Annotated in this window: 12 protein-coding genes; 6 read left to right on the top strand and 6 right to left on the bottom strand. The window is 73.0% G+C overall.

What is annotated here, in order from left to right:
- Window positions 1–140 precede the first annotated feature (140 nt).
- Window positions 141–1592 (top strand): lysine 2,3-aminomutase, encoded by a 1452-nt coding sequence (locus tag AB0A65_RS13425; protein WP_359951594.1) that lies wholly within the window; start codon window positions 141–143, stop codon window positions 1590–1592.
- Complete coding sequence (locus AB0A65_RS13430) at window positions 1589–2428, top strand: 3-keto-5-aminohexanoate cleavage protein (RefSeq protein ID WP_359950909.1); 840 nt, start codon at window positions 1589–1591, stop codon at window positions 2426–2428. Before AB0A65_RS13425 ends, AB0A65_RS13430 begins: the two co-directional genes overlap by 4 nt.
- Window positions 2429–2480: 52 nt before the next feature.
- Here AB0A65_RS13430 and AB0A65_RS13435 read toward each other — a convergent pair whose 3' ends face one another.
- Window positions 2481–2867 (bottom strand): type II toxin-antitoxin system death-on-curing family toxin, encoded by a 387-nt coding sequence (locus tag AB0A65_RS13435; RefSeq protein ID WP_359950911.1) that lies wholly within the window; start codon window positions 2865–2867, stop codon window positions 2481–2483.
- Complete coding sequence (locus tag AB0A65_RS13440; protein ID WP_359950913.1) at window positions 2864–3061, bottom strand: ribbon-helix-helix protein, CopG family; 198 nt, start codon at window positions 3059–3061, stop codon at window positions 2864–2866. The genes AB0A65_RS13435 and AB0A65_RS13440 overlap by 4 nt, the downstream gene beginning before the upstream one ends.
- Window positions 3062–3170: 109 nt before the next feature.
- Between AB0A65_RS13440 and AB0A65_RS13445 the strand changes: the two genes are divergently transcribed.
- Window positions 3171–3692, top strand: a complete 522-nt coding sequence (locus tag AB0A65_RS13445; protein WP_359950915.1) for an isochorismatase family protein — start codon at window positions 3171–3173, stop codon at window positions 3690–3692.
- Here the strand turns inward: AB0A65_RS13445 and AB0A65_RS13450 are convergent.
- Window positions 3670–4248, bottom strand: a complete 579-nt coding sequence (locus AB0A65_RS13450; RefSeq protein ID WP_359950917.1) for a DinB family protein — start codon at window positions 4246–4248, stop codon at window positions 3670–3672. The two genes, AB0A65_RS13445 and AB0A65_RS13450, sit on opposite strands and share 23 nt — an antisense overlap.
- Window positions 4249–4287: 39 nt before the next feature.
- A complete protein-coding gene (locus tag AB0A65_RS13455; protein ID WP_359950919.1) occupies window positions 4288–4590 on the bottom strand; it encodes a hypothetical protein in 303 nt (100 codons plus the stop codon).
- 152 nt (window positions 4591–4742) lie between these two features.
- Here AB0A65_RS13455 and AB0A65_RS13460 point away from each other — a divergent pair, with 152 nt between their 5' ends.
- Window positions 4743–6392, top strand: a complete 1650-nt coding sequence (locus AB0A65_RS13460; RefSeq protein WP_359950921.1) for an ABC transporter ATP-binding protein — start codon at window positions 4743–4745, stop codon at window positions 6390–6392.
- Between the two features lie 20 nt (window positions 6393–6412).
- Window positions 6413–8155: an ABC transporter ATP-binding protein gene (locus tag AB0A65_RS13465; protein ID WP_359950923.1), complete on the top strand. Its 1743-nt coding sequence runs from the start codon at window positions 6413–6415 to the stop codon at window positions 8153–8155.
- A 7-nt stretch (window positions 8156–8162) separates the two neighbouring features.
- On the opposite strand, the gene AB0A65_RS13470 is transcribed toward AB0A65_RS13465, so the two are convergent.
- Window positions 8163–9362: a serpin family protein gene (locus tag AB0A65_RS13470; RefSeq protein ID WP_359950925.1), complete on the bottom strand. Its 1200-nt coding sequence runs from the start codon at window positions 9360–9362 to the stop codon at window positions 8163–8165.
- Window positions 9359–10555 (bottom strand): serpin family protein, encoded by a 1197-nt coding sequence (locus AB0A65_RS13475; protein WP_359950927.1) that lies wholly within the window; start codon window positions 10553–10555, stop codon window positions 9359–9361. Before AB0A65_RS13475 ends, AB0A65_RS13470 begins: the two co-directional genes overlap by 4 nt.
- A gap of 172 nt (window positions 10556–10727) precedes the next feature.
- On the opposite strand from AB0A65_RS13475, the gene AB0A65_RS13480 reads away from it, so the two are divergent.
- Window positions 10728–12638: a translation factor GTPase family protein gene (locus AB0A65_RS13480; RefSeq protein ID WP_359950929.1), complete on the top strand. Its 1911-nt coding sequence runs from the start codon at window positions 10728–10730 to the stop codon at window positions 12636–12638.
- Window positions 12639–12675 lie beyond the last annotated feature (37 nt).

Genomic DNA, 12675 nt, shown 5'->3' on the forward strand with positions numbered 1-12675 from the left:
ATATGCGAGACCTAGCGAGCAACTGTAACGGAAGGTTATCCTCGTCACAAGGCGGTCTACCCCCGCCCGCGACGTTTCCCCGGGCCGAACATCCCGGGCATGGAGGTGAGAACGTGGCCGATCGACCATTCGAGGCGACGATGCCCAAGATGATCGAACAGCCTTACCAGTACCGGCGGCGTGAGCTGGTCGAGCCCGACTGGACGCGGTTCCCCGGCTGGACGGACGTGACCGAGTCCGACTGGGCCTCGGCGCAGTGGCAGCGCGTGCACTGCGTGAAGAACGTGAAGCAGCTGCGGGCGCTCATGGGCGACCGGCTGCACGAGTCGTTCTACGAGGACCTGGAGTCGGACATCGCGCGCTCGGCGACGATGTCGATGCTCCTGCCGCCGCAGATGCTCAACACGATGGTCCCTCAGGTCGATGAGACCGCGCCGGGCTCGTGGACGGACGCGTTCTACGCCGACCCGGTGCGCCGGTACATGCTCCCCGTGGCCTCGGACCGGCACCCGGACTGGCCCTCCCACCCCTTCGCGGCGCGCGACTCGCTGCACGAGCACGACATGTGGGCCGTCGAGGGCCTGACGCACCGCTACCCCACGAAGGTGCTCGCCGAGCTCCTGTCGACCTGCCCGCAGTACTGCGGGCACTGCACCCGCATGGACCTGGTGGGCAACTCGACGCCCACAGTGGACAAGCGGAAGCTGTCGCTGAAGCCGGTCGACCGGCAGTCGGCGATCCTCGAATACCTCACGACCCACCCGGGGGTGCGCGACGTCGTGGTCTCCGGCGGCGACGTCGCGAACCTGCCGTGGAAGCAGCTGGAGCGGTTCCTCGACCGGCTCCTGGACGTGGAGACGATCCGCGACATCCGCCTGGCCACCAAGGCGCTCATGGGGCTGCCGCAGCACTGGCTCCAGGACGAGGTCGTCGAGGGCATGGCGCGCGTCGCCAAGCGCGCGGCCGGCCAGGGCGTGAACCTGGCGATCCACACGCACGTCAACCACGCCAACTCGGTGACCCCGACGGTGGCGCGCGCGGCGGCCGCGATGCTCGACGCCGGCGTGCGCGACGTGCGCAACCAGGGCGTGCTCATGCGCGGCGTCAACGACACCCAGGCCGACCTGCTCGACCTGTGCTTCGCGCTCCAGGGCGAGGCGAACATCCTGCCGTACTACTTCTACATGTGCGACATGATCCCCAACGCCGAGCACTGGCGGACCTCCGTCGCGCAGGCGCAGGACCTCCAGACCGCGATCATGGGGTACCTGCCGGGGTACGCGACGCCGCGGATCATCTGCGACGTGCCGATGGTCGGCAAGCGCTGGGTCCACCAGCTGTCGGAGTACGACCGGGAGCTCGGGATCTCGTACTGGACGAAGAACTACCGCACGTCCCTGGAGGCCGACGACCCCGACGCGCTGACGCGCCGGTACCCGTTCTACGACCCGATCGACACGCTCCCGAAGGCCGGGCAGCAGTGGTGGGCGGGCATGCACGCCCCGCACGCCGCGAAGGAGGCCGGGAACGCGGCCGCGGTCCGCTCGCGGCAGGCGTCGGCCCGCCAGGACGAGGCGGCGGAGGTCGGATGACCGGGACGCTCATCACGGTGGCGCCCACCGGGGCCGAGGTCGACAAGGCCGAGGTCCCGGTCCTACCGGTGACGCTCGACGAGCTGGTCGACACGGCCGTGAAGTGCGAGTCGGCGGGGGCGTCGATCGTCCACGTCCACTTGCGCGACGACGACGCGAAGCCCACGCTCGACCCGGTGCGCCTGCGCGATGCCGTTGCGGCCCTGCGGGAGTCCACGGACCTCATCGTGCAGCTCTCCACGGGCGGCTCGGTCCGCGACGGCGAGGAGGCCCGCCTCGCGGTCCTCGACGCCGAACCGGACATGGCCTCCTGCACGATGGGCACCGTGAACTTCGGCGACGACGTGTTCACCAACCGCTGGGAGTTCGTGGTGCGCCTCCACGAGCGGATGCGGGAGCTGGCCGTCGTCCCGGAGTACGAGCTGTTCGACCTGGGGCACCTCGCGTCCCTGGAGCGGCTGCTCGACCAGCACGGCCTGCCGTTCGGCGACCACGTCCACGTGGACTTCGTCCTCGGCGTCCCCGGCGGCGCCGCGGGCGACGCCTCCACCGTGACGGCCTTCGCCGAGGGCGTGCGCCGCCACCTGCCGGAGGGGACCACCTTCTCCGCCACCGGCATCGGCCGCACCACCCTCCCGGTCATGTTCGCCTCCCTCGCCCACGGCGGCCACCTCCGCGTCGGCATGGAGGACACCACCTCCTTCGCCCGCCGCCAACCGGTCACCGGCAACGACCAGCTCGTCGCACGCGCGGCGGAAGCGGCGGCCCTGGCCCAGCGCCCGGCCATCACCACGGTCGAGGCGAGGAAGCTCCTGCGGATGCGCGACGCCGACTGAACGAGGAACGCGAAGGGCCCGAGCGGATACCGCTCGGGCCCTTCGCGTCCGGTCACTTGACCGAGGTGGTCCACTTCGCCAGGGTCGCCGCGATCTCGGGCACCTCGTGGTCGCCTCGGGCGATCTCGCGGATGTACACGTCGGCCTCCTCGGGGCTCGGGACCCGGAGGCGCCGGCCGTTGAGGCCGAGCATCAGCTTCGCCGCGATGTAGGCGAGGCGCTTGTTCCCGTCGAGGAGCGCATGATTGCGCGCCAGCGAGTGGAGCAGCGCGGCCGCCTTCTCGTGGAGCGTCGGGTACGCCTCGACGCCGAACACCGCCGCCTGGGGCCGGGCCAGCGAGGATTCGAGGAGGCCCCAGTCGCGCACCGGCGGCGGCTCGTGCCCGGTGACGGCCACGGCGATCCTGATGAGGTCGTCGAGGTCCAGGTAATCGGTCACTTCGCGAGCCGGTCCAGCAGTTCGCGGTCCTCGTCGAGCGCATCGGCGAGCAGCGCGTCGAAGCGCTGGCGGCGCTCGGTCAGGTACATGTGGAGCGCCTCCACCACGAGGTCGTGCTTGGACCGGTGCTCCTTGGCCGCCCGCTCGGTGAGCAGGCGGTCGTCGGCTTCGGAGAGTCGCAGCGTCATGGCCATAGAGAGATGATACCTCGTGGTATCACCTGGTAGCAATCCTTAAGTCCCTGCTCACGGCCCTGCCCGCGCTCCCGCGGACGCACCGCGCGGGCTGAGTACCCTGTTGCCCATGACAACGCTTGAGCCGCAAGGCAGTGCCGTGGTGCTCGTGGACCTGATGCCGCGCCTGGTGGCGCTGGACCTCGCGCCGCACACCGGCGGGGAGGTGCTCGCGGCCGCGCTGGAGCTGGCCCGGAACGCGCGTGCGGCCGGTGTGCCGGTGGTCGCGATCCGGGTCGAGCGCCCGGGCGTGTCCGAGCAGCCGCCGGGCAGCGGGCTGGTGGAGGAGGTCGAGCAGGCCGCCGACGCGGTCGTCGTCAAGCGCACCATCGGCGGGTTCCAGGACACCGGGCTCGACGGCGTGCTGCGCGGGTACGGGGCCTCGACCCTGGTCATGGCCGGGATCGCGACCAACCTCGGCGTCGAGTCGACGGCGCGCGCCGCCTCGGACCTCGGCTACGACCTGGTGTTCGCCGAGGACGCGATGACCGGCCTCACCGGGGCCGAGCACGAAGCCTCCGTGGCGCTGAGCCTCCCGCGCTTCGGCCCGGTCGCCCCGGTGCGCGAGATCAGCTGGAGCGCCGGGAGCTGAGCGGCGTGTCGCGGTAGAGGTCGCGGAGCAGGGAGATCTCCGCTCCGTGGGCCATGGTCTCGCGGTTGAGGTGCAGGACCAGGGCACCGACGGGGTCGTCGGCGTACTCGCCCGCCTTGGGGCCCAACGGGGCGTCGAACTCGGCGGGAGTGAGGGCGGCGATGGCGTCGTGCCAGTGCGCGTAGGCGCGTTCGAGGGTGGCGACGGCGTCGGCGGCGGTGGCCGGGAGGGGCTCGGGCCAGAGGCGCTGGTCGAACATGTGGGCGTCTTCGAGGCCCTCGTGGGGGCCGAACAGGGCGCGGGCGCGGATGCCGAGGACGTCGCGGCTGATGTGGGTCATGCGCCAGGCGATCGTGGTGAACGGCGGCGGCTCGGGGGCGGGGTAGGACTGCTCCAGGTGCAGGGCGCCGTCGGGGCCGGGCCGCAGGGACCAGCAGCCGTCGACCGGCTCCCAGAAGTACTCCTCGTCGGTGAGCCCCTCAAGTCGGGGCCGCAGGTGGAAGTCCCAGTAGAACTCCAGTTGCCCCAGGATCGCCACACGCCAGTTCTCGCTCATGTGACGACCCTAGGGCACCGCACCGACAGGCGGGGTGGATCAGTCGTGGCCCCAGCGGCGGCCGGCGCCCGCGATGGCGCCGCCGATGAGCAGGTAGACGAGGGCGGCGAGGCCGTAGTTGACGATCGCGCGGACCTTGGCGTCGTCGATGGTGAACATGTCGCGGAACAGCCACGAGAACCAGTTCGCGAGTTCGGCGAAGAACGCGACCAGCGGGTTCCCGGGGTTCGCCTCCAGGAGCACGAACGCGAGGTGCAGCAGGATGATCAGGGCGATGAGGCCGAACACGATCGTGATGACGTGTGCGATCAGGGAGTTGTGACGTGAGGCGACGTAGGGCATGACCGGTCCTTCCACATAGTCCACATCGGGGGTCGATGGTGGACCATGGGTTCCCAACGGGCGCCGCGCCCAAACCGGGCCGTTCCGGGGCGGTCCCGGCGGACGGTATTGGAGGAGCCGGAAAAGCCGGTCGGCAGGTAAGCTTCGGTCCCATGCCCCCAGCTCCCCCGCCGCTGACACCCCTGCGGCTCCTCCTCGGGCAGGCGCGGCCGAACCGGGCGCGCCTGGTCCTCGGGTTCCTGTTTTACGCGGGCGCCTCGTGCGCGTCGATGCCGCAGCTGTGGATCGTCGGGAAGATCGTCGACGACGGCCTCATCGCCCGCTCGGCCTCGGACTTCGCGATGTGGCTGGCCGCCGCCGCAGCCCTGGTCGTGGCGCAGCCGATCCTGTGGGCCAACGGGTTCCGGCAGTTCTCCACCGTCGAGGCGCGGAACCAGCGGGCCCTGGTGCGCGACCTGACGGACCACCTGAACCGGGCGGGGACGGCCGTGCGCGACCGCGTCTCGGCCGGGGAGCTGCTCAACCTGCCGAGCGAGGACGCCAGGCGCGCGGCGCGGGCCGTCAGCGACGCCGGGTTCTTCTTCAACACGCTCGCGATGTTCGTCGTCGGGTCGGCGCTGGTGTGGTCGATCCACCCGCTGCTCGGGACCGTGCTCATCAGCGGCAGCGTCGTCACCGCGCTCATCGCCGGGCCCCTGCTCGGGCGCCTCCAGTCGCGCCAGTCGGACTACCGGGCCCGCATCGGCGACCTGTCCGCGCACGCCGCGGACATCGTCGGGGGCCTGCGGGTCCTGCGCGGCATCGGCGGGGACGTGCTGTTCGCGGCCCGGTACCGGGAGCGCTCGACCGCGCTGCGCCGCAAGGGGTACGAGGTCGCCGGGCCGAGCTCGTGGATCCACGCGCTGCGCCACTCGATGCCGATCGTGTTCGTCGCGGTCATCACCTGGGTCGGGGCGATCCTCGCCGCCGACGGCCAGATCACCATCGGGGGCCTGGCCGCGGCGTTCAGCTTCGCCACGATCTTCATCGCCGTCTCCGGGAACTTCGTCGGCTGCTCCCAGTACCTCGTCGCGGCCTGGGTGGCGGCCAAGCGGATCGTGCGGGTCCTCAACATCGGCCCCGACCTCGCCGACGACGGCACCGCACGCGACGGCCGCGGCGAGCTGCGCGACCCCGACTCCGGCCTGGCCGTGCCGGTCTCGGGCCTGACGGTGGTCGTCACCGCCGAGACCGCCCACGCCGCCGACGCGTGCGAGCGCCTCGCCCGCTACCGCGACTCCGGGGCCCTGTGGGGCGGGGAAACCGTCGAGTCGTACCCGCTCGCCGAGGTCAGGGCCCGCATCATGCTCCTCACCGACGAGGACCACCTGTTCACCGGGACGCTCGCCTCCACCATGCGCGTCCCCGAACCGCAAGCGCGGCAGGCGATCACGGCCGCGTGCGCCGACGACGTGGCGTCCCTCGGCTGGGACCGCGCCGTCGAGGAGGGCGGCCGGAACCTCTCCGGCGGGCAGCGCCAGCGCCTGCGCCTCGCCAGAGCCCTTGCGGCCGAACCGGAGACGCTCCTCGCCGTCGAGCCGACGTCGGCCGTGGACGCCCACACCGAGTCGCTCATCGCCGCGCGCGTCGCCGCGGCCCGCGCCGGGCGGGCCACGCTCGTGGTCACCGCGTCGCCGCTGTGGCTCGCGCACGCCGACCTCGCGGTGTGGATGGTCGACGGGAAAGTCCACGCCACCGGCACGCACGCGGAACTCCTCGCCGAGTCCGCGTACCGCCGCCTCGCCTCCCACAGCGTCGACTGACGCGGCCCCCAGGAGAACGCATGAGCACCATGGCAACAGCGCCGGACCGCCTGCCGGTCGCAGGGCCCGCGGAGGTCCGCCGGGCGGTGGGGCGGCTCCTGGCCGCCGACCCGCGCCGGGCCTCGGCGGTCCTGCTGCTGTACTTCTTCGCGGCCGCGTTCAGCGTGTCCGTGCCGATCCTCCTCGGGAAGGTCGTGGACGGCATCGGCGCGGGCTGGAGCGGCGCGCAGGTGAACCTCGTGTGCGCGGTGATCCTCGCGTGCGTGTGCGTCCAGTTCGTGCTCAGCCGCCTCGGGCGGCTCTCGGGGTACCGGTTCGGGGAGCGGGCGGCCGCGCGGCTGCGCGAGTCGGTCGTGGAGCGGGTCCTGGCGCTGCCGCTGGTGCAGGTCGAGCGGGCCGGGCGCGGGGACCTGGGGACGCGGACCGCGTCGGACGTGAACGTCGTCGCGGACATGCTGCGCGACAACGGGCCGACCGTGGCGACCCTCGTCATCGAGGTGGTGGTCCTGTACGTGGCGACGTTCGTCGCCAGCCCGCTGCTGGGCCTGGTCGCGCTGGTGACGGTGCCGCCGCTGTACCTGGCCGCGCGCCGCTACCTGCGCCGGGCCGCGCCCGCGTTCCTGGAGCAGCGGGCCGCGATGAGCGAGGCCGCCGAGACCGTCAGCGCCTCCGGGGCCGGGGCGCGCACGGTGGAGTCGCTTGCGCTGCAGAAGGAGCGGCGGGCCCTCGGGTACGGGCGCGGGCAGGCGATGATGGACCGGATGCTGCGGGTCGTCAAGCTTCAGACGGACTTCTTCACGTTCCTGCTCATGATCAACCGCGGCCAGCTCGTGCTGGTGACGCTCGCCGCCGGGATCTGGTACTTCCAGGGCGGCCTGACGCTCGGCACGGCCATCGCCGCGATCACCGTGACCGTGCGGATCGCCAACCCCACCAACGGGGTCATGACGCAGCTCGGCGAGTTCCAGCAGGGCGCGGCCGCGCTCGCGCGCATCGAGGGCGTCAACCTCGTGCCGACCGAGCCGCGCGAGGCCCGGCCCGACGGCGCCGACCTGCGCATGGACGGCGTGACGTTCGGGTACGGCGACGGCCCCGACGTGCTCCACGGCCTGAGCCTGCACCCCGCGCCGGGCGAGCGGCTGGTGGTGGTCGGGCCCTCCGGGGCCGGGAAGTCCACGATCGCGCGGCTCCTCGCCGGGATCGACCGGCCGCGGACGGGGACGGCGACGCTCGGCGGCGTCCCGGTGTACGACATCGGCGTGGAGGAGCTGCGGAAGCACGTGGTCCTGGTGACCCAGGAGCACTACGTGTTCACGGCCTCGCTGCGCGACAACCTGATCCTCGCCGCACCCGACGCGGACGACGACCGGCTGGTGGACGCGCTGCGGCGCGTGGACGCCCGCTGGGCCCTGGACGAGGGCCTGGACACGGTGCTCGGCCCGGAGCACCGCAAGCTCACCACGGCTGAGGCGCAGCAGATCGCGCTCGCGCGCGTTGTCATCGCAGACCCCGACATCGTGATCCTGGATGAGGCGACCGCCGGGATCGACCCCGCCAGCGCGGGCCGCGTGGAGGCGTCGCTGGCGGCGGCGCTCGCGGGCCGCACGGTCATCGCCATCGCGCACCAGCTCCAGGCCGCCCGTTCGGCCGACCGGATCGCGGTCGTGGAGGACGGGCGGATCGCGGAGGCGGGGACGCACGACGAGCTGCTGGCGGCGGGCAGGATCTACGCGGGCCTGTGGCACGCGTGGCAGGGCGACTGAGCGCGGTCTACGCGGCGGGCGCGGGGGTCTTGACCCAGCCCGCGACGAGCACGAGCCCGGTGGGGCGGTGCACGGCGAGGTAGGCGAAGGGGCGGTCGAAGACGACGTCGGCGCGCACGTGCCGGTGCTCCGCGACCGGAGGCGCGGACCCGTACTGCGCCATGCCCATCGCGGTGACCGCGGCGGCTTCGAAACCGGTGGCGCCGAAGCGGGCCGTGCAGGTCTGCCGGGCCTGGGAGACGAAGAGCCTCCGGGCGGCGAGGCGCTCGAACTGGGCGCGTCTGGGGTTCGCGGCGAGGGTGAGGCCGAGTGCCTCGGCGTCGCGGGCGAGGTCGAGGTCCTCGGTGACGTCGAAGGCGACGGTGGTCGCGCCGATCTCGGGGCCGGTCTGCGGAAAGACGCCGAGGTATTCGCTGACGTGGACGCCGATCGCCTGCTCCCCCACCGCGAGTGCGGTGGCGGAGCGGCCCCAGGCGGGGTCGACGGCGTCGAAGAGCGCACCCGCGGTCCTATGGGGCGGGAGGTCCTCGCGGCCGAGGCCCAGGAGGACGTCGATGTCGCCGTGGCCGCGGACGGTGAGGACCGTGGCCTGCTCGGCGGTGCGCAGGACGTCCTCGTTGTAGGTGGCGCGCAGGACCCGGGGGCGCTCCAGGCTGGACCAGGGGCCGGTCGGGAGGGGCCAGGTGGTCTCCTCGAACGGGGTGACCCACCTGGTGCGCACGAGGAGTGCGCTGGCGAGGAGCAGTTCGATGGGGTCGGGCGCGTCGAGGTCGACGGGCATGGCGTCGATGAGGCCGTCGGTGTTCTCGGCGGCCCAGGCGTCGAGTGCGGCCTTGTCGGCGGCGGTGTCGCCGGTGAGCGAGCCGATGGCCGCGACGGGGAGGGACGCGGTCCAGTCGGGGTCGAGGACGACCTCGGGTCCGGCCCACACGCCGAGGGCGAGGTTGAGACCGTCGGCGCCGCGGGCGCCGTCGAGGAGGCGGCGGGGCAGGGCGGCGGCGCGGGAGGCGTCGAGGCCGACAGCGCCGAGGAGTTCCTTGTGGGTCTTGCCGATCGCGCCGGTCGCGAGCATCGCGAGGAGCGGCCAGACGCCGAGTCCGGAGGCGGCCGCGGGGATCTGGCTGCGGGAGGCGAACCAGCGCCTGGTGAGGACGTTCGCGGCGGCGACGTCGGCGGGGCTCAGGGCGTCGTGCAGTGCGGTGGTCATGCGGTCTCCGGTTCGGCGACCCAGCCTGCGAAGAGGACGAGTCCGGTGGGGCGGTGGCGGACGAGGAAGGCGAAGGGCCGGTCGAAGCGGACGCCGACGCGGACGTGGCGGTGGTCGAGGCGGGGGACGCCGGCGGCGCGGGTCATCGCGATGGCGGTGACGGCGGCGGCCTCGAACCCGGTGGCGCTGAAGACGGCCCGGCAGGTCTGGCGGGCCTGGCTGACGTAGGTGGGTTCGGCGGCGAGGCGGTCGAAGCGGGCGCGGCCCTCGTCGGAGGCGGTGGCGAGGCCGAGGGTGCGGGCGGCTTCGAGGAGGTCGAGGTCGGAGGAGACGTCGAAGCGCACGGTCTGGACGTCCACTTCGGGGCGGGTCTGGGGCCGGGCGGCGCGGTGCTCGGTGACCTCGACGCCGATGGCCCGGTCGCCGACGGCGAGGTCGGTGGCGGGCCTGGTGCGGGAGGGGTCGGCGGCGGTGGCGGCGAGGGAGGCGACGACGAGGCCGGGGTCCCGGTCCTCGGGGCCGAGGCCCAGGATCACGTCGATGTCGTCGTCGCCGGGGACGGTGAGCATCGACAGGTGGTCGCCGACGCGGAGCAGGCCCGCGTCGAGGACGGCGGAGAGGCCGCGGCACTGGCCGAGGCGGGCCCAGGGGCCGGTCTTGAAGCTGCGGCGGGAGTCGGTGAAGGGCGTGGCCCAGGTGGTGCGCACCGAGAGCGCGCTCGCGAGGACGAGGTCGATGGGGCGGGAGAAGTCGAGCGGCATCCGGTCGATGAGGCCGCGGGTGCTGCGGGCGGCCCAGGCGTCGAGCGCGGCCTTGTCTGCGGCGGCGTCGCCGGTGAGGGAGCCGACGGCGTCCACGGGGAGACCGGCGGTCCAGTCGGGGTCGAGGGTGACGCGGGCGCCGGCCCAGACGGCGAGCGCGAGGCGGATCGAATCCGACGTGCGCAGCGCGTCGCTCAGGGCCGCAGGGACTTCTGCGGCGCGCTCGGGGGTGAGCCTGGCGGCGGTGAGGAGTTCCGAACGGGTGTCGCCGACGGCGCCGGTGGCGAGGACGGCGAGCAGCGGCCACAATCCGAAACCGGACATGACCGGCAGCGGTGCTCGGGCGTCAAGCCAGGCCCGGGTGAGGCGGTCGGCGGCCTCGACGTCGCCCGCGGTCAGTGCGCGCTGGATGGTGTCCTCGCTCGTGCCCATGGTGCGGAGCCTAACCCGGGGTCGCCCGTCCCGAAAAGCGGTTGCGGCATCACCGGGGCGGGTCTAGCGTCGCCCGTATTCAGTCCGAATCGATGCAGAGAGGGGTCCGACATGCGCCGGACTTCGGAGTTCACCCAGCGAATCCAGCCGAACTCTGCTCTGAGGACTGTCATTGTCATTTCTGAATCTGGGGATTCTCGCCCACGTCGACGCCGGTAAGACCAGCCTGACCGAGCGGCTGCTGTTCGACGCGGGGATCATCGACCGCGTCGGGAGCGTCGATTCCGGCAGCACGCAGACCGACTCGATGGAGCTGGAGCGCCGCCGCGGGATCACGATCCAGTCGGCCGTCGTCGCGTTCCGCTTGGGCGGCACCACCGTCAACCTCATCGACACGCCCGGCCACACGGACTTCATCGCCGAGGTGGAGCGCGCGCTGCGCGTGCTCGACGGCGCGGTCCTCGTGGTCTCCGCGGTCGAGGGCGTGCAGGCCCAGACGCGGGTCCTGTTCCGCACCCTGGAGCGGCTCGGCGTGCCGACGCTCCTGTTCGTCAACAAGGTCGACCGGCGCGGCGCCCGCGAGGCGGGCCTGCTCGCCGACCTCGCCTCGATGCTCAGCCCGGACCTGCTCCCGATGGGGACGGTGCGGGAGATCGGCACCGGTGGGGCCGAGGCCGTGCCGTTCCGCTTCGGGGACCGCGAGTTCGCGGACCGGGCCGCCGACCTCCTGGCGGGGGGCTCGGACGAGTTCCTCGCCGCGTACCTGGACGACCCCGGCTCGCTCGACTACGACCGGGAGCTGGCCGCGCAGGTCCGCGCGGGCCGGGCGCACCCCGTCTACTTCGGGTCGGCCGTGACCGGCGCCGGGGTGGCGGCGCTGACCGAGGGCGTCCGCCGGTACCTGCCGGTCCCGCAAGGGGATGCGGACGCGGAGCCGCGCGGCACGGTGTTCAAGGTCGAGCACGTCGGCCAGAAGATCGCGTACGTGCGGATGCGCGCGGGCCGGATCGCCCCGCGGGACGCCCTGACGGCGTACCGGCGCGGCGAGTACGGCGCGGTCGAGTCGCACGAGGGCAAGGTGACCGGCGTGGAGGTCTTCGACCACGGCACGGTCACCGTCCCCGGCGAGGCCGGGCCCGGATCGATCGCGAAGGTCAAGGGCCTCAGCGACATCCGCATCGGAGACGTCATCGGGTCCCCCGACGGCCTGGCGACCGGGGGCCTGTTCACGCCGCCGACGCTGGAGACCGTGGTGCGCCCGGCCGACCCGAACGACCGCGTCCCGCTCAACCGGGCGCTCCTGAGCCTCGCCGAGCGCGACCCGCTCGTGGACCCGCACCTGGACGAGCTGTCCGAGGAGATGGCGGTGCGCCTGTACGGGGAGGTGCAGAAGGAGGTCGTGGCCTCGCTCCTGGACGAGGAGTTCGGGATCGGCGTCGAGTTCGAGGAGACCCGCGCGATCCACGTCGAGCGGCCCGTCAAGGCCGCGTCGGCGCTGCACGAGATGGGCGCGTGGGCGCAGACCACGAACGTCGCCACCGTGGGGCTGCGGCTGGAGCCGGGCGAGCCCGGTTCGGGCCTGCGGTACGGGCTCGAAGTGGAGCGCGGCTCGCTGACGCGGGCGCTGCGCAACGCCGTCGAGGAGGGCGTGTTCGCGTACCTGCGGCGCGGCCTGTACGGCTGGGCGGTCACCGACTGCCGGGTGTGGCTGACCGCGACCGGGTACATCGGGCGCACGAGCACGGCCGGGCACTTCCGCGACACCACGATGTACCTGCTCGACGTGATGCTCAAGGAGTCGGGGACGGTGGTGTGCGAGCCGGTCAACCGCTTCCACGTTGAGTTCCCGGCGGGCACCGGCAACGCGGTCCTGAAGACGCTCGGGGAGGCCCGCGCGGACATCAAGGGCCAGTTCTCGACCGAGGCCACCGGGTACGTGTCGGGGTTCCTGCCGACCGAGGCGGTCCACGGCGTGGAGCGGCGCCTCCCGGGCCTGACGGAGGGCCTGGCGCTGTTCACGACCGAGTTCGAGGAGTACCGCCCGGTCTTCGGCCCGCCGCCGCGGCGCGGGCAGCGGGGCTAGACCGGCGGGCGGTCCGGGGCTTCGGCACCGGGCCGCC

This window comes from Glycomyces sp. NPDC047010 (assembly GCF_040644205.1).
In the GTDB taxonomy this organism is placed as follows: domain Bacteria; phylum Actinomycetota; class Actinomycetes; order Mycobacteriales; family Micromonosporaceae; genus Glycomyces.

Bases quoted from the DNA above. Each gene is read 5' to 3' on its own strand.
- AB0A65_RS13455 (WP_359950919.1), bottom strand. From the start codon at position 4,590: ATGCCCTACGTCGCCTCACGTCACAACTCCCTGATCGCACACGTCATC.
- AB0A65_RS13460 (WP_359950921.1), top strand. From the start codon at position 4,743: ATGCCCCCAGCTCCCCCGCCGCTGACACCCCTGCGGCTCCTCCTCGGG.
- AB0A65_RS13430 (WP_359950909.1), top strand. From the start codon at position 1,589: ATGACCGGGACGCTCATCACGGTGGCGCCCACCGGGGCCGAGGTCGAC.
- AB0A65_RS13425 (WP_359951594.1), top strand. From the start codon at position 141: ATGCCCAAGATGATCGAACAGCCTTACCAGTACCGGCGGCGTGAGCTG.
- AB0A65_RS13470 (WP_359950925.1), bottom strand. From the start codon at position 9,362: ATGACCACCGCACTGCACGACGCCCTGAGCCCCGCCGACGTCGCCGCC.
- AB0A65_RS13475 (WP_359950927.1), bottom strand. From the start codon at position 10,555: ATGGGCACGAGCGAGGACACCATCCAGCGCGCACTGACCGCGGGCGAC.
- AB0A65_RS13445 (WP_359950915.1), top strand. From the start codon at position 3,171: ATGACAACGCTTGAGCCGCAAGGCAGTGCCGTGGTGCTCGTGGACCTG.
- AB0A65_RS13450 (WP_359950917.1), bottom strand. From the start codon at position 4,248: ATGAGCGAGAACTGGCGTGTGGCGATCCTGGGGCAACTGGAGTTCTAC.
- AB0A65_RS13440 (WP_359950913.1), bottom strand. From the start codon at position 3,061: ATGGCCATGACGCTGCGACTCTCCGAAGCCGACGACCGCCTGCTCACC.
- AB0A65_RS13465 (WP_359950923.1), top strand. From the start codon at position 6,413: ATGAGCACCATGGCAACAGCGCCGGACCGCCTGCCGGTCGCAGGGCCC.